Origin of the sequence: Nonomuraea marmarensis (assembly GCF_043197025.1) — a bacterium.
Classification (GTDB): domain Bacteria; phylum Actinomycetota; class Actinomycetes; order Streptosporangiales; family Streptosporangiaceae; genus Nonomuraea; species Nonomuraea marmarensis.
Genome location: NZ_JBICRM010000010.1, coordinates 39,356 through 58,360, shown reverse-complemented (window position 1 = coordinate 58,360; position 19,005 = coordinate 39,356). Strand labels below are relative to the sequence as shown.

The 19,005-nt window shown below is 70.0% G+C and carries 16 protein-coding genes; 4 read left to right on the top strand and 12 right to left on the bottom strand.

Annotation, left to right across the window (positions count from 1 at the left end):
• Positions 1-1,090 precede the first annotated feature (1,090 nt).
• A complete protein-coding gene (locus tag ACFLIM_RS18415; RefSeq protein WP_393166924.1) occupies positions 1,091-1,918 on the bottom strand; it encodes a nuclease-related domain-containing protein in 828 nt (275 codons plus the stop codon).
• 267 nt (positions 1,919-2,185) lie between these two features.
• Between ACFLIM_RS18415 and ACFLIM_RS18410 the strand changes: the two genes are divergently transcribed.
• Together ACFLIM_RS18410 and ACFLIM_RS18405 are read left to right on the top strand one after the other, a co-directional pair.
• Positions 2,186-2,476: a hypothetical protein gene (locus ACFLIM_RS18410; protein WP_393166921.1), complete on the top strand. Its 291-nt coding sequence runs from the start codon at positions 2,186-2,188 to the stop codon at positions 2,474-2,476.
• Between the two features lie 7 nt (positions 2,477-2,483).
• Positions 2,484-2,846, top strand: coding sequence for a DUF5130 family protein (locus ACFLIM_RS18405; protein WP_393166918.1), 363 nt, complete (start codon positions 2,484-2,486; stop codon positions 2,844-2,846).
• A 27-nt stretch (positions 2,847-2,873) separates the two neighbouring features.
• On the opposite strand, the gene ACFLIM_RS18400 is transcribed toward ACFLIM_RS18405, so the two are convergent.
• The 9 genes from ACFLIM_RS18400 to pepN all read right to left on the bottom strand — a co-directional run bounded on the left by ACFLIM_RS18400 (position 2,874) and on the right by pepN (position 15,508).
• Complete coding sequence (locus ACFLIM_RS18400) at positions 2,874-3,824, bottom strand: hypothetical protein (RefSeq protein ID WP_393166916.1); 951 nt, start codon at positions 3,822-3,824, stop codon at positions 2,874-2,876.
• Positions 3,825-3,894: 70 nt separating this feature from the next.
• Positions 3,895-5,157: a serine/threonine-protein kinase gene (locus tag ACFLIM_RS18395; RefSeq protein WP_393166914.1), complete on the bottom strand. Its 1,263-nt coding sequence runs from the start codon at positions 5,155-5,157 to the stop codon at positions 3,895-3,897.
• A gap of 45 nt (positions 5,158-5,202) precedes the next feature.
• On the bottom strand, positions 5,203-7,449 hold the full coding sequence (locus ACFLIM_RS18390; RefSeq protein WP_393166912.1) for a glycoside hydrolase family 31 protein: 2,247 nt from the start codon (positions 7,447-7,449) through the stop codon (positions 5,203-5,205).
• Positions 7,446-8,522, bottom strand: a complete 1,077-nt coding sequence (locus ACFLIM_RS18385; RefSeq protein ID WP_393166911.1) for a glycoside hydrolase family 15 protein — start codon at positions 8,520-8,522, stop codon at positions 7,446-7,448. The genes ACFLIM_RS18390 and ACFLIM_RS18385 overlap by 4 nt, the downstream gene beginning before the upstream one ends.
• 28 nt (positions 8,523-8,550) lie before the next feature.
• On the bottom strand, positions 8,551-9,810 hold the full coding sequence (locus ACFLIM_RS18380) for a sugar ABC transporter substrate-binding protein (RefSeq protein WP_393166910.1): 1,260 nt from the start codon (positions 9,808-9,810) through the stop codon (positions 8,551-8,553).
• Between the two features lie 12 nt (positions 9,811-9,822).
• Positions 9,823-10,629, bottom strand: coding sequence for a carbohydrate ABC transporter permease (locus tag ACFLIM_RS18375; protein ID WP_393166908.1), 807 nt, complete (start codon positions 10,627-10,629; stop codon positions 9,823-9,825).
• Positions 10,622-11,551: a carbohydrate ABC transporter permease gene (locus tag ACFLIM_RS18370; RefSeq protein ID WP_393166906.1), complete on the bottom strand. Its 930-nt coding sequence runs from the start codon at positions 11,549-11,551 to the stop codon at positions 10,622-10,624. Before ACFLIM_RS18370 ends, ACFLIM_RS18375 begins: the two co-directional genes overlap by 8 nt.
• A gap of 28 nt (positions 11,552-11,579) precedes the next feature.
• A complete protein-coding gene (locus ACFLIM_RS18365) occupies positions 11,580-12,836 on the bottom strand; it encodes an ROK family protein (RefSeq protein WP_393166904.1) in 1,257 nt (418 codons plus the stop codon).
• A 137-nt stretch (positions 12,837-12,973) separates the two neighbouring features.
• Positions 12,974-15,508, bottom strand: coding sequence for an aminopeptidase N (gene pepN / locus ACFLIM_RS18360; RefSeq protein WP_393166902.1), 2,535 nt, complete (start codon positions 15,506-15,508; stop codon positions 12,974-12,976).
• Between the two features lie 89 nt (positions 15,509-15,597).
• Between pepN and ACFLIM_RS18355 the strand changes: the two genes are divergently transcribed.
• Together ACFLIM_RS18355 and ACFLIM_RS18350 are read left to right on the top strand one after the other, a co-directional pair.
• Entirely contained in the window at positions 15,598-16,218 is a 621-nt protein-coding gene (locus tag ACFLIM_RS18355; protein WP_393166900.1) for a mycothiol-dependent nitroreductase Rv2466c family protein, read from the top strand.
• A gap of 108 nt (positions 16,219-16,326) precedes the next feature.
• Entirely contained in the window at positions 16,327-17,730 is a 1,404-nt protein-coding gene (locus tag ACFLIM_RS18350) for an aldehyde dehydrogenase family protein (protein WP_393166899.1), read from the top strand.
• Positions 17,731-17,732: 2 nt separating this feature from the next.
• Here ACFLIM_RS18350 and ACFLIM_RS18345 read toward each other — a convergent pair whose 3' ends face one another.
• Together ACFLIM_RS18345 and def are read right to left on the bottom strand one after the other, a co-directional pair.
• A complete protein-coding gene (locus ACFLIM_RS18345; protein ID WP_393166898.1) occupies positions 17,733-18,464 on the bottom strand; it encodes an SDR family oxidoreductase in 732 nt (243 codons plus the stop codon).
• Positions 18,465-18,474: 10 nt separating this feature from the next.
• The gene (def, locus tag ACFLIM_RS18340) at positions 18,475-18,960 is read right to left on the bottom strand and encodes a peptide deformylase (RefSeq protein WP_393166895.1); all 486 of its coding nucleotides are present in this window, start codon (positions 18,958-18,960) and stop codon (positions 18,475-18,477) included.
• Positions 18,961-19,005: the final 45 nt, after the last annotated feature.

Sequence of the window (19,005 nt, the reverse complement as noted above, 5' to 3'; positions counted from 1 at the left end):
CGCTGACACCCAGGCCTGATGTCGCGCCGCTCCTTCGAGAAATCAATTGATTTCCCTCCAATGATGAGGATTGGATTTCTGGTCATCGCGCCATGGGCGATGCGTTTTCGAAGATACCCGACCCGCCAAACGCGGACACGTCCCTGCATATTCGATAAAGGCAAATAGATGCTATGCCAAGATAAAAGCGACGTTCCTTAATCCTGATCTTTCATGATCTTGGAGAGTTCGGCCCTCTTTGGAGCGCCTCGGTGTAGTTCGCCCCATTTAGCGGCATCGCCGTGGAGTGAAATGAGGCGTGCGATCCAGCACGAGTAGGTCCGGTCGACGGCACTTCAGCCCTTCTCTGTAGTTGGCCCGAGCGCCAGGCGCAGCAATGCATGCCATGGCCGCGGGAACACGGCGTCCGGAGGCGAGCCGGGACGGCCCAGCCTCGGTGGGATCTCCCGCGCTCAGGGAGTCCAGACCGGTATGGCCGAACACCGGCATCGAGTGGGGTCAGGGGATGGTCGCCACGGAAATTCCCCGAATCGCGGGAGTAAAATTGCCCACACCATTCGGGAGATCATTGATGAATGCATCGAATGCCACGGCAATAACGGGTTGGCGCATTCCTCCGCCCAGACGGCGGACCTTAGTTCGGGTTCCCCGTGTCCCTTCGGTCGGCGTGTCCGACGGGCTCAGCAGTGGAGGATATGTCCCGAGTCGCACCGAACGCCAGGGGTATTGTCGCATTTCGGTGGCTGGCAATATGTCGCGAGCACTTTCCTGGTTTCGTCGCGTGCCCCCCACCTGTTATTCCCGCGCGACCGCGCTCTTGCGCTGTCCCCCGAAATGAGAGTGGCGGAAATCGACGACGCGGGCCGAGGACGGCTCCAAGTCCAGCGTGCGGGCGAGATTGGCTTCTCGCCTGGTTCGACCCGACGCAGCCGCTCACGTCGCTGAGAGGCAGGGACGGGCGGCCACCGGACGCCGGCAACGTGACCGCGATCCGTCCGCATCAAACGGGCAGGGGCGCCCTCAACCCTTGGTGACACCGCCAGGACCCTCGCCGGATGCCGGTGAAGGTCCTGGCTTGGGTTAACCAGCCTTAACCTTCGCCGTATCTGGCGGGCAGGACCTGGGCGGCGATGTCGTAGATGCGGTCGATCTCGCCCTCGGTCAGCGCCCGCTCCCGCTTGGTGATCCACTTGCGTGCCCGGTCGCCCTGGTAGACGTCCACGCCGCGAATGGTCATGATCTTCCACGGCACCGGAGGCCCGTAGATGGCGAGCGAGGGCACGACGGACACCTCGCGGCCGAACGCCTTGGTGATCAGCTCGCTGGCCTGCGACGCCTCCAGGTTGGCCTCGGCGATCCGGGCCTTCATGTCGAAGGGGCCGTGGAAGAGCTTCTTGCCCATCTGCACGCGTACGGGCAGTCGCTTGTCCCACTTCTCGGAGTCGACCGCGTACACGCCGGTGGGGCCCACCACGAGGTGGTCGATCTGGGCGTCGCTGCCCGGGATCGCCCTGGCGTGCAGCGTGCGGTAGCCGCTGCGTTCTAGCTTGCGCAACTGCGCTTCGGTACGGCGCTCCGCCACGGACGTCCGCCGCCAGGCCGGCACGGACGAGTTGGAGCGCGCACGATAGACCGCCTCGAGGATGGCCGCGATCACACCTGCGGTGACGCCAACCCGCCAGTCGCGCACAAGGAAACCCACCACCAAGCCGACGGCGATCGCCAGGAGCGCACGGTTGCGCAGGCGGCGAAAGCGCGGTTGTTGCAGCAGGCTACGCACGGACGCGCGCTCGACGGGCGCGTACGTGGAGGTGGGCGCCGAAGGCTTCGCGGCGGCGGTCTGCTCACTTTCTGGCCGGTCGCTCACCCAGATTGGTGACGCGTTGTGACCGTCTTCTCGCTGGATGTCGGAGTCCACGTAACTCACCGTAGCTCGGAGATCGGATCGATTCCTAGTGTTGCCCTGTCCATAGTTTTATGGCCCAGCTCATCGTGTTCCACGCGTGTTTTCAGGGTATGTCTTACGTTCTCTAGAGATCCGCACGCCCGATCCCCGCAAAAGATCTTAACCTGGTGCCGGCCGGGGCTCGACCCCGCCTGTCTGGCGGGGACATTTCCGAAGAGGCCTGGCGGACACTCCCAGAGGGGTCTGGCCGGACCAGCCAACGAGGATTACGTTCTTGTTGTGAACAGCGCGGCGGAGATTCTGCTCTTTCTCATCGGCGTGTCCTTGGGGCTGTTCGTGCTGATCAGCCTGTTGGTCATGGTGCCGGGGCGCGGCGCGGCACGCCGGATCGAGTCGGGCCCGGTGTGGCTGGGCGGGCCGTCCAGGAGCGAGCGTGGCGTAAGCACGTCGGGCCTGGTGCTGGCCGACCGGGTGGCGCACTGGGCGGACATTCCCGAGCACGACTGGGTGGCGGCGGCCGAGACGGCGGAGCCCGGCAGGCGCGTCGGCGGGGCTTCGGCGGGATGGTGAGGTGACGATGCGAGGACTGACCACCGCACAGGCTGACGACGTCAGGAAGGCCCTGCTCACCGCCGAACGGCGGAGCGGGCTGAGGTTCGGCCTGTTCCTCGGGGAGCCGGTGGGCGCACGGCGCCATTTCGCCGAACGCCTGCATGCCGCCCTGGGCGAGGAGGCCGACAACGCCGTGGTCGTCTTCGTGGACGTCACGGGCCGGGCCCTGGAGATCGTCACGGGCGAGAGCGCCAAGCGGCGGCTGACGGACAGCGCGTGCCGCCTGACGGCGATGTCGATGGCGACGGCGTTCAGCGTGGGGGACCTGGTGGGCGGCCTCCTGTACGGCATCGCCGCCCTCGGCGAACAAGCCACCGCCCGCCGCTGACCGCACCCGCCCGGTTCGGACGGTAGGTCAGAGCCGTTCGAGGAGGCCGGCGATGTGTTCGCTGACTCCACCGATCAAGGTAGCGGGCTCGATCGGCGCGGCGGCGATCGCCGAGAACAGCGCGGGCAGCCCCGGCAGCGGGAACCCGTCGTCCTTCAGCGCCGACGAGCCGACCGCGTTCTTGTCGAGCCCCGCCCGGCTGCGTTCCCAGGCGTCCAGCACTTCCTCCGGCGACGGCACCCCGAACCCGTGTCCCACCGGAGCCGCGTGGCGCAGCCGTACGAGAGGGGTTTCGGCGAAGGCCAGCGCCGTGCGGGCGCGCAGTTGGAGGTCGGCGCGCGGCTCCGGCGAGATCCAGTCCATGGCCGTGCACGGGTTGCGGCACGTGGCGACGCAGACGCCGAGCGCGCCGGCCACCTGGCTGTGCTGCCGGTCGAAGTACGCGCGCCAGCCCTCGGCCGGCTCCGTCGACACGCGCAACGTCCGGTTGGTGGCGGACTGTTCGGACTTGGTGTGGTCGCACTCACGATCGCCGATCACACCGAACCGGCTCCCCGTCGCACTCAGCCCGTCGGGCCACCGGGCAGGATCCCCGGCGTGCCCGAGGTGGGGCTCGAAGGCCAGCAGCGGGAGGTATTCGCTGGCGATGTGCACCGCCGCGATCATCGTGCTCAGCTCGCGCCGGTGCCACCGTACGGCGATCACTTCCAGCAGCAGCCCGTACGCGGGCCGCAGCGACTCGAGCGCCCCCCGCGGCTGCTCGCGCGGCGTCTGCGGCATGTGGCAGGCCCGCGCGCGCCGCCGCAGGTCGGAGGGCACGCCCTTCGCCTCGGCAGCGAAGTCCTCGGCATCGAGCGAGAGCAGCCGCTGCCCGAACTCGCACACCTCGGCGATCTCCGTCGCCGGTGCGAGCGCACCGAGGTCGGCGAAGGCGTAGCGGCGGGCAAGGGCGATGAGCAGGTCCCGAGTCGTATCCACGCGATGACTTTCTCACGATCGGCGAGCAGTTGAGCACATTGGGCCCACTATGCGCAGCGGCTCGGACGCACTACGGGCATGGGGCCCGGATGCACTGGATGTCGCTGGTCGGCTTGCCGACGGTGGGCTCCGAAGTGGGCTCCTCGGGGCCCGGCGTGGTCGGCTCTTCGGTGGGCGGATCCGGCTCCGAGGTGGTGGGTGTGGCGCTGGGCGTCCTGGTCGGCGCGGTGGTGGCCGTCGCGCTGGGGCTCGGCACGCGCGTGGCGCGCGTCGGCCGCGTGCTGGGCACCCGCTTGGTCGGCGACGCGGACGGCTTCCTGGCGGTGGCCGACGGCGTGGGGGAGGCCGTAACGGCGGTCTCACTGACCGTCGGCGCCACCTCGCTGGTCGTGGGCTCGGCCGGGCGCAACCACACCGAGCCCGCCACGGCCGCCGACACGACCACGGCGGCGGCCATGGTGAGCACCGCCCGCAGCGTACGGCGCCGCCGCGGCGTGGGCAGCGTGCCGGGGGAGGCCATCGCCTTGCGCGCGGCCTCGGCCATCTGCGCGGCCGTCGCCCAGCGCGCGTCGGGCGTCTTCTCCAGCGCCCGCGCCACCACCTGCCGCGGCCCCGGGGGCACGTCGTCAGGCAGGCGTGGGATGGGGGAGTTGAGGTGCTTGAAGATGATCTGTACGGGGGTGTCGCCCTGGAATGGCAACTGCCCGGTCAGGCACTCGTAGGCCACCACGCCCAGGGCGTAGACGTCGACCGCGGGCGTCACGTCACTGGAGGTGGCCATCTCGGGAGCGCAGTAGCCGGCCGAGCAGAGCATCGTGCCCGTGGCCGTGAGGTGACCGGCGGACGCCGAGTGGGCGATGCCGAAGTCGGTGAGCGCCACGCCTCCGTCCGGCCTGATCATGAGGTTTGCCGGCTTGACGTCGCGGTGGACGATGCCCTGCGCGTGCGCCGCGGCCAGCGCGTCGCCGACCTCCGCGACCAGCCGCATGGTGGCCGCGGAGCCGAGCGGGCCGCGTCGCAGGACGCGGTCGAGCGACTCGCCCCGCACGTATTCCATGACCAGGAAGCTCACCTGGCGGCCTTCGACCTCGCAGACGCCGTAGTCGTAGACGTCGACCACGCCGGGATGCCTGAGGGTGGCCATGGCCCTGGCTTCGTTCTGGAAGCGCTGGGTGAACTTGGGGTTTTCGGTGAGCGCGGGCATGAGCACCTTGACCGCGACCGCCCGCCCGAGCACCGTGTCGTCGGCACGCCACACCTCGCCCATGCCGCCGCCGCCGAGGCGGTCGGACAGCACGTAGCGGTCGTTGAGGGTGGTCCCCGCGCCTAGCACGTCCTTGAGGCTAACACCGCAGCCCAGATGCAATCGCCAAGTCGCTCAATCGGCGAAATCGGCGAAAACGGGGGAGAGGCGCGGCCAGTGCTCGGCCGTACAGAGGACGGGCGGGCGGTCGAGTGCGGTGGCGGGCAGCGTCACCTCCCGCCCGCCGGGCAGGGCGGCTCCGGTCCAGACGTCGACCCACTCACCTTCAGGGAGGTAAACCGTAACCTCCGAAATATCAGGCTCTGTCACGGGGGCGACGAGCAGCGCGTCGCCGAGCTTGTACTGGAGGGGATGCCGCCAGACGTTCGGATCGTGCGGGTGGTCGAAGAACAGGCCGCGCATGAGCGGTTTGCCGCCGATGGCCGCGCGGGCCTGCTCGGCCAGGTACGGCACCAGCCGCTCCCGCAGCTCGACCAGCCGCCTGAACACCGGGATGACCCGCTCGTCACCGGTTTGAGCGGCGATGTTCCATGGCGTGCGATCCCTGATGGGCGTGCGATGGTGGTTGAACTCGGAGTGGTACTGCATGATCGGCATGAACGCCGAAGCCCCCGCCGCCCGCAGATACAGCTCCGCGCCCGGCACCTCGCCGGAGAACCCGGCCAGGTCCCAGCCCCAATAGACGATCCCGCAGGCGGAAGCGGTGATCCCGGCCCTGATCGACGACCTGAACGCCTCCCACGTCGAATCCTCGTCTCCCGCCCAGAACGCGCCGTGCGGCTGCGACCCGGTGAACCCCGCCCGGCTGAACGTCACCGGCGGCTTGCCGCACGACCGGAGCAGATCGCCGAAGGCCCGGGCGTAGTGGACGGGGAACAGCCCGTTGCCCGCCGCGCCGTCGCGCCCGTCGGCGTAGCGCAGGTCGTGGCCCCAGGCGTGCTCGCCGCCGTCCGTCTTGAACCCGTCGATGCCCACCTCCTCGACCAGGTAGCGCCGCTTGGCCGTCCACCAGTCGCGTACCTCCTGGGCGGACAGGTCGGGCATGAGCGCGAGCGGGAACCACCAGCCCCGGTTGCGGTAGGGCCGGCCGTCGGGCTCGCGCACTCCGTAGCCGCGTTCGACGAGTTGCCTGGCGTCCACGGCGGCCTGGTGCCGGGGATGGGGGCGCGTCTTCTGCAGCGGGATCTGCCAGAGCAGCACCTTGACGTCCCTGCGGTGCAGTTCGTCCACCATGCCCTTGGGGTCGGGCCAGGGCCCGTCCTGCGGGAAGGTGTAGTCGGCCAGCCGGTGCGGCTCCTCGGACTGCTGGTATTCCGCCCCTCTGAACGCCGTGAACGTCGTCTCGTCGCTCCACGCCTCGATGACCAGTGCGCCCAGGGGGATGCCGTGCTCGCGGTGCCGGTCCATCTCGGCCAGCACCCGCTCCTGCGTGTTCCACTCGTTGCCGCTGGCCCACAGCCGGAACACCCACGACGGCAGCTCGGCCGGCCGCCCGACGTCGCCGAGGAAGCCTTGCAGGACGTCGGCGGGCCCGTCGCCGTCGTAGAACCGCACGCCCAGCTCGCCGCCCGGCCCGACCTCCGCCTCGATCAGCACCCTGCCGGGCTCGGACGCCCCGACGTCGTACCAGGTGCGCCGCGAGGTCTCCACGTGCCACCCCCAGCTCGCCGCCCCGCCCACGACCAGCGCGAACGGCATCGGCAGGTACGTGCGCCCGTGCCGCCCCTGCCCCTTGTACTGCTCGAACACGACCGCGTCGAGCTCCCGGCCGCGCTGGTCCACGGCGTCGAACCGCTCGCCGAACCCGACCGCGTGCTCGTCCGGCCCGAGCGCCACCTCGAACCGCACCCGCAGCACGCCGTCACCGTCGGCCAGCCACCGCACGCTCCCCGGCACGACCCGGTCGGCGCCGCCGACGTTCAGCTTCCCGCCGACGTCCGACCACCTCGCCGCCGACACCTCGAACCACCTGCTGGTACGGCTCGCGCCATCGGTCATGGAGGCACGAAAGCGGTAGGCGTAGCGGTGCCCGGCACGCAGAACGGGCGTTCGCACACTCCAGGACCCGGCGGCGGCCCGAGCGGCTCGCGCCTGAGCAGTGGCGAGATGCCCCCCGCCGACTCCCGCACCTGCACTGGCATTGGCACCCGCACCTGCACCCGCATCCGTGTCGCGCCTGGCCAGCGGCAGTTCGACCGGTGCGCCCTCGTCGGCGGTCCACTCGCACACCACCGCCACGACGTTCGCCGAGGCCCGGACCCGCAGCTCCACCGCCTCCCCGTCCATTGGTCTGGCGGGCACCCGCTGGTCCTCGGTCGTGGCGTAGGGGTGCCCCGACCCGTGCGGCCGATGCCGGATCATGCCCGCACCCCCAGTTCGCCGGCCAGGATCAGGTACATCCCGTGCGACCACAACAGCGGCGTCGCCACGGGTCCCCAGCGGTCCAGCCACTCCTGGAGCCGTTCGGGAGCCAGCAGCAGGTCGGACACCTGCTCGGGCAGGTCCCCGTCGGGCGTCGCCTGCGCGGCCATCCACTCCAGGTAGCGCAGGGCTTCGTCAGGCCGCCCGGCCCTGGCGTGGTTCCAGCCGAGGAACCCGGCCAGCAAAACCCACCGCCCCCCGCCGTAGAAGGTGTCGGCGAGGTAGCGGTGCACGCCGCCGTCCCTGGCGAGCTGCCGTTCGACCGCGGTCACCGTCGCCGCCCCGACCGGGTGACCGGCCGGGTAGAGCCCGAACGGCTCCACGCACGCGAGCAGGTCGGCGTCCACGGCCTCACTGCCGAGCCACTTGGTCAACCGCCCGGAGACCAGCCCCTCGCGCTCCACCAGCGCCGCGATGCCCTCGACCGCCTCGGCGGCCGCCGCCGACTCCGGCGCGCTCAGCGCCCCGAGAGCGAGGGCTGCGCCCAGGCCGGCGTGGATCGCGCCGAGCGTGGCCACGTGCCGCTGCTCGACGTGCTCCTCCCACCAGTCGTAGCAGGGCAGGTGCCAGAACGCCGTCAGGTAACGGGCTGCGGTTCTGACGCCCTTCTCCGGCACCGCACTCCCGTGCCTCACAGCGTGCTCGCGCAGCGCCCAGAGCCACGTTCCGTACCCGTCGAGCTGGAAGTCCCACCAGTCGTCGTTCCCGTCCGCCCCGTCCAGGGTGAAGCGGGTCGGCAACATCTCGGCGACCGGGATGACCTCACCCCGGGCGGCCCGCGAGACGAGCGTGTCCACCTGCCCCGCCCGGTCCCCGACCACGCGGGCGCTCCAGGCGTGGAAGGCGTCCGCCCCGGCCACGTCACCGTGCCTGCTCACCCCCTCGGCGATGAACGCCCCGTCCCGCAACCACGAGTAGCCGCGGTAGGCGGAGAAGGTGGGCGAGGCCGGATAGGCCCCGGTGGGGGACTGCAAGCTCTTGATCACGTCGAGGCTGTGCGCGACGAGGGACAACGAATCTCTCCTGAGTACGTAGATATGGCTAGCCGAGCAGGGCGTCGACGTCGGAGGCGGCGGCCTTGAGCGCGTCCTCGACGGATTGGCGCCCGGCGGCGGCCTCGCCGAGCTGCTTGGTCACCGCGTCCTGCATCTCCTGCTGGCGCTTGATGACCGGCGGCAGCGCGATCGACTCCAGCGAGTCGAACACGGCCTGCCGGTTCGCCGGCTTCGGGTCCTTGAGGTAGCCGGAGAGCACCTGCTGGTCGGAGACCGGCGGCAACTCCCAGGACGACTCGATGCGGGTGGTGGCGGCGGTGCCGGAGGAGGACAGGAAGCGGGCCCATGCCCAGGCCTCCTTGCCGTGCTTGGTGGTGGCGGAGGCGGCCACGGCGTTGTGGAAGACCGCGCTGGCCTTGTTGGCGTCGCCGGGCTCGACGACCACGTCCCACTCGAACGGCACGTCCTTCAGCCCCGCGAACTGCCAGATGCCGTTGTGCCACATGGCGAGCTTGCCGGACTTGAAGAGGTTCGTGTCGTAGTCGGCGGTGCCGCCGATCTCGGCCTCGGTGGGCATCGTCTTGCCCACCTTGGAGACCAGCCACTCGGCGGCCTTGACCCCCGCCGGGCTGTTGAACGTGGACTTCTTGCCGTCGGCCGACAGGAACTCGCCGCCCGCCTGCTTGAGCGTCTTGTAGAACTCGAAGAACTGCACCGGCTGGAAGTCGCCGTACACGCCCTTCTTCTTGTCCGTCAGCTTGGCGGCCGCGGCCTGCTCGTCGGCCCACGTCCAGTCCGCGGTCGGCTCGGCCACCCCGGCCTGCTTGAGCAGGTCCTTGTTGTACAGGAGCACGACCGTGGAGAAGGAGGCGGGCAGGGCGTACTGCTTGCCGTCGCGGTTGAACGCGTTGAGGGACTCCTTGGCGTACACCGAGGTGTCGCCGTCGCCCGCCACCGTGCCGAGGTCGAGGAGGGATCCGGCGCTGGCGTAGGTGACGAAGTTCTCGTAGTTGAGCTCGAACGCGTCGGGCGCGGTGCCGCCGGCGATGCTGGTCTGGAGCTTGGTGAAGTACTCGTCGAAGGGGGCGGTCTCGACGACCACGTCCACCTTCGGGTTCTCCTTCTCGAAGGCCTTCTCGATCTTGTCGAGATCCTTGACGTGGTCGGGGGCCGCCGAGAACGTGAAGTACCGCAGGGTGATCTTGCCGTCATCGCTGGTCGTGCCCCTCGTGGCGGAGCCCTGGGAGCAGGCGGTGGCGAGCAGTGCGACGGCTACGACGGTGGCGATGGGGAAATGTCTGGACATGGGGGGATTCCTTTACTTGAGCCCGCTCTGCGCGACGCTGGCGATGACGTGCTTCTGCGCGAAGACGTAGAGGATGAGGATCGGTACGACGCTGATCACCGAGCCCGCCATGACCACGTCCCATTCGGTGGTGAACTGGCCGTGCAGCGTGGCCAGGCCCAGCGGGAGCGTCATGAACTCGGGTGACTTGATGATGATCAGCGGCCAGAGGTAGCTGTTCCAGCTGGCCATGAAACCGAAGATGGCGAACGTGGCCAGCGCGGGGCGGATGAGCGGCAGCACCACGTACAGGAAGATCCTGAAATGTCCGGCCCCGTCCAGCACGGCCGCCTCGTCGAACTCCCGCGGCACCTGGTTGATCGCCTGCCGCAGCAGGAAGACCCCGAACGCCGAGGCGATGGTCGGCGCGAGCAACGCGAAGTACGTGTCCACGAGCCCGAACGTGCGCATCTCGATGAACAGCGGCACGACCAGCACCGGCAGCGGCATCATCAGCGTCGCCAGGTAGACCGCGAACAACGCGCCCCTGCCGGGGAACGGCAGCCGGGCGAACGCGTAGGCCGCCATCGCGCTCGTGACGAGTTGCAACGTGGTCGAGGCGGCGCCGATCCAGGCGCTGTTGAGCACGATCCGCCAGAACGGCAGCGTCTCCAGGAGCTTGCCGTACGCGTCCAGGCCGGCGCCGTCGGGCGTGAAGTCGGGCGGCACGGCCAGCACCGCGTCGCTCGGCGTGATCGAGGTGATCACCGCCCAGGCGAACGGGAACAACATCACCAGCGCGCCCAGGCCGACCAGCAGGTAGCGGAGTGCTTTACCCATAAGTCACCCACCGCCTCTGGCCGCGGATCTGCACGATCGTCACCAGCAGGACGAGGGCGAACAGCAGCCAGGACAACGCCGAGGCGGCGCCGGCCCTGCCGTACCTGAACGTGAGGTCGTAGATCTGCGACACGACGACCTGCGTCGCCCCGCCGGGACCGCCACCTGTCATGATCTTGACCTGGTCGAAGACCTGGAAGCCGTTGATCAGCGAGATCACGACCACGAAGAAGGTCGAAGGGGACAGCAGCGGCAGCGTGATGTGCCGGAACCTGCGCCACGCCGTGGCGCCGTCCACCATCGCCGCCTCCTGGTACTCGCGGGGGATCGCCTGCAGGCCCGCCAGCAGGATGATCATCACGAAGCCCAGGTCCTTCCAGGCCGAGGCGAGGATGATCGACGGCATCGCCCAGTCCGGATCGGTCCACCAGCCGGGACCGCTGACCCCGATCAGGCCCAGCGCCCAGTTGACGATGCCGCTGGCCGGGTTGAGCAGCCACTTCCACATCAGCGCGACGACCACCCAGCTGGTGATCACCGGCAGGAAGTACACGCCGCGCAGCAGGCTGCGGCCCCGCATCGCCCGGTTGAGCAGCACGGCCAGGCCGAGCCCGCCCAGGTAGACCAGCGGCAGGTAGCCGGCGATGAAGTAGAGCGTGTGCAGGAACGCGGCCCTGGTCTCGGGATCGCCGATCAGCTCGGCGTAGTTGCCCAGGCCGACCCACCGCATCTCGGTGATCAGGTCCCACTCGTGCAGGCTGGTCCAGAGCGAGCCGATCATGGGGATGAGCGTGTAGAGCGTCAGCGGGACGAGGCTGGGCAGCAGGAACACCGCCACGGTCCCGGCGTACCGCCAGCCTTTGCGCGGCCTGACCCGCCTCTGCGTGGCCCGCGCCTCGGGCGGGGCCGCGGTGAGCGTCATCTGCTCGGCTCCTCGCTGGTACGGCGGCTCACGGCTGGGCCCCGATGAGGCGGGCGCGCACCAGGCGGCCCTGCTCCCCCGCGGCCCCCGCGGCGTCGAACGGGGTGGCCAGCACGAGGGCTGCCGCCCCCTGGGCCCAGCTGGTGTCGTCCCAGCTCTCCACCTCGACCGAGATGTCGCGCCTGCCCGGGTAGAGCTGCGCCCTGAGCGCCGGCTCGAAGCCGTCCCGCCACAACGGCCAGTCGGCCGTGCCCTCGCCGAGCACGACCACGACCTCGGGGTCCACGACGTTGATCAGCCCGGCGGTGGCCCGCCCCAGGATCGCGCCCGCCTGGGCGAACACCGCCCGCGCCACTGGATCCCCGTCCGCGCCGGCCCGCCCGAGCGCGGCCACCGCGCCCAGCGGATCGCGCTGGTCGCCGCCGTCAGGCGCGCCGCCATCACGTGTGTCCCCATCACGTGCGGTGGCGTCCTGTGCGGCCGCGAGCAGGCCCGCGGAGCCGACGAACGCCTCCAGGCATCCCCGGGCGCCGCACCCGCACTCCGGCCCGTCCGGATCCACCGGCAGATGGCCGAACTCGCCCGCGCCGCCCCTCGCCCCCCGGTAAACCCGCCCGTCCGCGACGATCGCCGCGCCGACGCCGCGCCCGATGGTCACCACGAGGAAGTCCCGGTGCGTACGCCCCCGCCCGTACAGCCGTTCGGCCGCCGCCAGCGCGTTCACGTCGTTCTCGACCAGCACGGGCAGCGCGAGCCGCCGTCGCAGCCGTTCGCCGACCGGCATGGCCTGCCAGCCGAGCGTCGGCGCGTTCACCGTGCCCACCGCCTGGTCGTCCACGCTGCCCGGCACCCCGACCCCGACCCCCAGCAGCGGCGGGACCTCCTCACCGGCCGAGCTGCTCGACACCACCGACTCGACCGCGGCGGCCAGCTCGTCGAGCGCGTCCCGCGCGGAGGGGTCGAACGGCAGCTCCCACGACCCCAGCACCTCCCCGTCGAGCCGCACGTCGACGATCACCAGGTGATCGGCCGTCACCTTCACGCCCAGCGCCCGCCCGGCGCTCCCCACGAGCCCGAGCCGCTGCGCCGGCCGCCCGCCACGCGACGGCTTGAGGTCGAGCTCCGCCAGCATCCCGTGGCTCATGAGCTCGCGGGTGAGCTGCGTGACGGTGGCCGGGCTGAGGTCGAGCTCACGGGCGATCTCGCTCCTGCTCAGCGGCCCGACCGTGCCCAGCAGGGCCAGGATCGCCGTTCTGGTGAGGTCGCCGCGGTCAGTGCCTGCCATGAATGAGGACTTTCTTTAGACATAAAGTTAGTCCCGAAAGAATGAGCCCGGAGTGACCCGGCTGTCAAGACCCGGAAACCTCCGGGAAACGCGAGAGGCCCCCGCCAGGTGTGGCGGGGGCCTCTGAAAGGCGAACGTCAGGCGGACTCGGCGTCCTTCTCCCGGTTGCGCAGCGCGCGGCTGACGCCGTCCGCGCCCTCCAGGATCAGCCGGCGCAGCGCCTGCGGCGGCTGGGACTCGGCCAGGTAGTCCTGCGCGGCCTGCACGGTCTCATGCTCGATGAGCAGCGCGGGGAAGCACCCCACCGCGAAGCTCCCGGCCTGGTCGAACGTCCACTTCTCGTAGAGCGGCCCCACCACCTCGAAGTACTTCTCCCGGAACGGCGCCAGCAACTCGGGATGGCGCGGATCCTGGAACCCGCCGATCGTCGTACGCGCGATGTGGTTGGCCAGCTCGCCCCCCACGATCCGCTCCCAGGCGGCGGCCTTGGCCTCGGCCGTCGGGATCGCGGCCCGGCACTGCGCCGCCGACCGCTCACCCGTCGCCGTGGGGTCGCGCTCCAGCTCCGCGTCGATGTCGGCCTCGGCCAGCCTGCCCCCGGACACCAGCGCGTGCACCAGCGTCCAGCGCAGGTCGGCGTCCACGGTCAGCCCCTCGGGCACCGCCGAGCCGTTCAGGATGCCCTCAAGCAGCGCCAGGTCCTCCGCGGAGATGGCCACCGGCGCGAACGCCTGCAGGAAGGCCAGCTGCCGGTCCGAACCCGCCGCGGCCGAGCCGAGCAGCGAGCGCAGCTCCGCGGCCAGCAGCGCCAGGCCCTCGGGCTGCCACGCGGGATCTGCGTACTGCTGCACGGCCATGCGCGCCTGCCGCAGCACCGTCTGCAGGACCGTGATGTCGGAGACCGTGCCCGCACCCGAGACGACCAGCCTGACGTAGTCGCGCGTGGACATCTCGCCGTCGCGGGTCATGTCCCAGGCCGCCGACCAGCACAGGGCGCGCGGCAGCGAGTCGGCGAACTTGGCGATGCCGCCGTTGACCAGCGTACGCAGCGAGTCCTCGTCGAGGCGGATCTTGGCGTAGGTCAGGTCGTCGTCGTTGAGCAGCACCAGGTCCGGCTGCTCCGCATCGGCGAGCTCCGCCACGTTCGTACGGGCGCCGACCACGTCCAGCTCGACCCGCCTGGTCCGGGTCAGCACGCCGTCGGCCAGCGAGTAGAGGCCGATCGCGACCCGGTGCGAGCGCAGCGTCGGGTAGTCGGCGGGCGCCTCCTGCAGCACCTCGAAACTCGTGAACCGGCCCTCGGACACCTCGAAGGAGGGCCGCAGCGTGTTGACCCAGGAGGTCTCCAGCCACTCCTTCGACCAAGAGGACAGGTCGCGCCCCGAGGTCCGCTCCAGAGCGTTGAGCAGGTCCTTCAGCTCGGTGTTGCCCCAGGCGTGCTCGGCGAAGTAGTCCCGCACGCCGGCCAGGAAGTTGTCCAGGCCGACGTAGGCCACGAGCTGCTTGAGCACCGAGGCGCCCTTGGCGTACGTGATGCCGTCGAAGTTGACCTCGACCGCCTGCATGTCCGGGATGTCCGCGGCGATGGGGTGCGTGGAGGGGAGCTGGTCCTGACGGTAGGCCCAGGCCTTCTCCACGTTCGCGAACGTGGTCCACGCCTTGCCCCACCGGGTGACCTCGGCCTGGGCGAGCACGGACATGTAGGTGGCGAACGACTCGTTCAGCCACAGGTCGTCCCACCAGCGCATGGTGACCAGGTCGCCGAACCACATGTGCGCCATCTCGTGCAGGATCGTCTCCGCGCGCCGCTCGACCACCGCGTCGGTGACCCGGGAGCGGAAGACGTAGTCCTCCAGGTAGGTCACGCAGCCCGCGTTCTCCATGGCGCCGGCGTTGAACTCGGGCACGAAGAGCTGGTCGTACTTGCCGAACGGGTAGCGCACCCCGAACACCCGGTGGAAGAAGTCGAAGCCCTGCCGGGTGACCTCGAGGATGTTGCCGGCGTCGAGGTGCTCGGCCAGCGAGGCCCGGCAGTAGATGCCCAGCGGAATGCCGTCGTGCTCCGAGGTCACCTTGTGATAGGGCCCTGCCACCAATGCAGTGATATAGGTCGACATGACGGGCGTGGCGGGGAACTCCCAGCGCTTGGCTCCCGGCCCCTGCTCCGCCGCATCGGAGGCCTGGGCGTTGGAGACGACCTCCCAGTCGCCGGGGGCCAGCACGGTGAGCTGGAACGTGGCCTTGAGGTCGGGCTGGTCGAAACAGGCGTACATGCGGTGCGCGTCGGCCGTCTCGAACTGGCTGTGCAGGTAGACCCGCTGGTCCACCGGGTCGACGAAGCGGTGCAGGCCCTCGCCCGTGCGCATGTAGGCGCAGCCGGCGTCCACCCGCAGCACGTTGGACTCGGCCAGCGAGGGGAGCGGGAAGCGCCCCTTGTCGCCGTCGTAGCCGCCCACGTCGAGGTCCTCGCCGTTGAGCGTGACCCGGCGCACCTGCGCGCCGTGCAGGTCGATGAACGTGGACGCCCCCGGGCGCGTGCTGGTGAAGCGGACCGTCGTGACGCTCTCGAAGCGCTCGTCTCCCTCCGTCAGGTCGAGTGCGACCTCGTACGACTCGACGTTCAACAGCCGGGCGCGCTCGCGAGCCTCGTCCCGGGTCAGGTTGCCTGCCAAGTTGCGCTCCTTTTCAGCACTTCGTCGGGGTTGTCCGTATCCTGCCATGCCGGGAATAGGACCCGAACCCCCTCAGGTTATGGCCAGACGTGACTCAAAAGATTCCCGTGGACCTGTGGTTCGATCCTGCCTGCCCATTTGCGTGGGTAACGTCACGATGGCTGCTCGAAGTCGAGAAGGTTCGGCCCATCGAGCCCCGCTGGCGCATCATGTCGCTCTCGGTCCTCAACGAGGACAAGGATGTCCCGGACGAATACCGTCAGGGCATCGCCAAGGCCATGAAGACCGTCAGGGTGGTGGCCGCGGCCGCCGCCAAGCACGGCGACCAGGCCGTCGGTCCCCTCTACACCGAGCTCGGCACGCGCCTGCACAACGAGGGCCTGGGCAAGGAGCCCGAGCGTCAGCGCGAGACCATCGAGGCCGCGCTCGAGGCCGCGGGGCTCGACAAGAGTCTCGCCGACGCCATGGAGTCCGAGGAGTACGACGAGGCCATCCGCGCCTCGCACAACGAGGGCATCGACCTCGTCGGCCAGGAGGTGGGCACGCCGGTCATCCGCGTCGGCGCCAACGCCTTCTTCGGACCCGTGATCACCAAGATCATCAGGGGTGAGGACGCGGGCAAGCTCTGGGACGGCGTGCTGGCCGTCACCGCGTTCGACGACTTCTTCGAGTTGAAGCGCTCCCGTACCAAGAGGCCGCAGTTCGACTGACCAATCGTCGTACTCTGGCTGAAAGAAGACCCGTGGCGGTGGAGAAGGCTCATCCCCACTCGGGATGAGCCCTCGCATGCCACCAGGGGCGCTGACAGGATGGTGGCTATGCGTCAGCTGTATATCGGCGGCTCCTGGACCGCTTCGGCGTCGGAGGAGCCCATCGAGGTCGCCAACCCGGCCACGGAAGAGATCATCGACCGAGTTCCCGCAGGCTCTCCCGACGATGTCGAGGCAGCCGCCACCGCCGCTCGAAGAGCCTTCCCAGCCTGGTCGGAGACGGCTGCCGCGGAGCGCGGCAAGCTCCTCGGCGACGCGGCGGAGCTGCTGAAACAGCGCTCCGACGAGATCGCCAAGACCATCGCGACCGACATGGGCTCGCCGCTGGGCTTCGCGCTCAAGGTGCAGACGCTCATGCCCGCCACCGTCCTGTCCTCCTACGCCCGGCTCGCCGAGAGCCACCCCCGTGAGTCGCGCGTCGGCAACTCGCTGGTGGTCAAGGAACCCGTCGGGGTGGTCGCCGCGATCACGCCGTGGAACTACCCGCTGCACCAGATCATCTGCAAGGTCGGTCCCGCGCTGGCCGCCGGGTGCACCGTCGTGCTCAAGCCGAGCGAGGTGGCGCCGCTGGCGGCGTACGCGCTGGCGCAGATCTTCGACGAGGTGGGCCTGCCCCCCGGAGTGTTCAACCTGGTCAGCGGGCGTGGCCCGGTCGTCGGCGAGGCCATGGCCGCCCACCCCGAGGTGGACATGGTCTCCTTCACCGGCTCCACGGCCGCGGGCCGCAGGGTCGCCTCGCTCGCGGCCGAGTCCGTCAAGAGAGTCGCGCTCGAACTCGGGGGCAAGTCGGCGAATATCATCCTTCCCGACGCCGACCTGGCCCTGGCCGTCAAGGTCGGCGTGGCCAACTGCTTCGTCAACGCCGGCCAGACCTGCTCGGCGTGGACCCGCATGATCGTCCACCGCGACCAGTACGACGACGCCGTCCGCCTGGCTGTCGAAGCGGCACGCGGCTACACCGTCGGCGACCCCTTCGACGAGTCGACCAGGATCGGCCCGCTGGTGTCGGCGACCCAGCGCGAGCGCGTGATCCACTACATCAACCGGGGCCAGGAAGAGGGCGCCAGGCTGGTGGCGGGCGGCACGGAGCGGCCGCACGAGCGGGGCTACTACGTGGAGCCCACGGTGTTCGCGGGGGTGGAGCCGGGGATGACGATCGAGCGGGAGGAGATCTTCGGGCCGGTCCTGTCGCTGATCCCGTACACGAGCGAGGACAAGGCCGTCCAGATCGCCAACGACACCAAATACGGCCTGGCCGGCGCCGTCTGGGCGGGCACCGAGGAGCGCGCGCTCGCGGTCGCCCGCAGGCTGCGCACCGGCCAGGTCGCCGTCAACGGCGGCAGGTTCAACCCGCTGGCGCCCTTCGGCGGCTACAAGCAGTCGGGGGTGGGCCGCGAGCTCGGCGAATACGGGCTGGAGGAGTTCCTCGAGATCAAGGCCCTGCAGCTGTAGCCCTAGATGATCATCCCGCCGGTGGCGTTGACGTTGTGCCCGGTGACCCACCGCCCGTCCGGGCCCGCCAGGAAGGCGACCACGGCGGCGATGTCGTCGGGCCGGCCCAGCCGCTGCAGCGCGGTGAACGCCGGCGTCCGCTCCAGTGCCTCCGGCGGGTTGGCGCCGCGCAACATGTCGGTGTCGGTGGCGCCGGAGGAGACCACGTTCGCGGTGATCCCGCGCCCGCCCAGCTCCCGCGCCGCGACCTTGGCGAACTGCTCCATGGCCGCCTTGCTGCCGCAGTAGAGAGCCAGGGTCGGCGCGGGCACCTGGGTGTTGAGCGTGGAGATGCTGATGATCCGCCCGCCGTCGCGCATCACCCGCCCCGCCCACTGCGTGGCCAGGAACACGGCCCGCGTGTTCACCGCGAACACCCGCTCGTAGTCCTCGTCGGTGACGTCGGCGATGAGCTTCTGCGCCTCGGCGGTCGCGGCGTTGTTGACGAGGATGTCCAGCCCGGGCAGCCGCGCCTCCGCCTCGGCGAACAACCGCTCCAGATCCGCCTTGCTCGCCAGATCAGCCTGTACGGCCCGCGCCCCGGTCTCCTTGGCGACCTGCTGGGCCGCCTCGGCGGAGTGCTCGTAACAGAAGACGACCTCGGCCCCGTCGCCGGTCAGTCGCTCCACGATGGCCTTTCCGATGCCCCTGGAGCCTCCGGTGACCAGTGCGCCCTTTCCTGAAAGTACGCTCATACGGCTCAACCTATGCTCTCAGCATGATCTTGCGGGCTTCGTTCCTGGGCAGGCGGTCGACATAGAGCTTGCCGTCGAGGTGCTCGGTCTCGTGCTGGAAGCACCGCGCCAGCGAGCCGCGGGCCTTGATCCGCACCGGCCGCTCCAGCCGGTCGAGCCCCTCGACGGTCACGCCCGCGGCCCGGGCGACCGGGGCGTAGATCGGCCGGCTCGTCTGCTTGTCCGGCACCGACAGGCAGCCCTCCTCGTCGAGCACCTCCTCGGGGTCGTCGACGGTCAGCCGCGGATTGACCAGGTGGCCCTTGCGCCCGTTGATGTCGTAGACGAACAGCCGCCGCGACACGCCGATCTGCGGGCCGGCCAGCCCCACGCCGTCGACCGCGTACATCGCCTGGAACATCTCGTCGATCAGCCGGCGCAGCTCGCGGTCGAAGTCCGTCACGGGCTCGGCGGGCGTGCGCAGGACCGGATCGCCGATGACGCGGATCTCACGCATGGATCTCTACTTTCGTAAGGACTGGAGAACGGTAGGAGTCCTTAC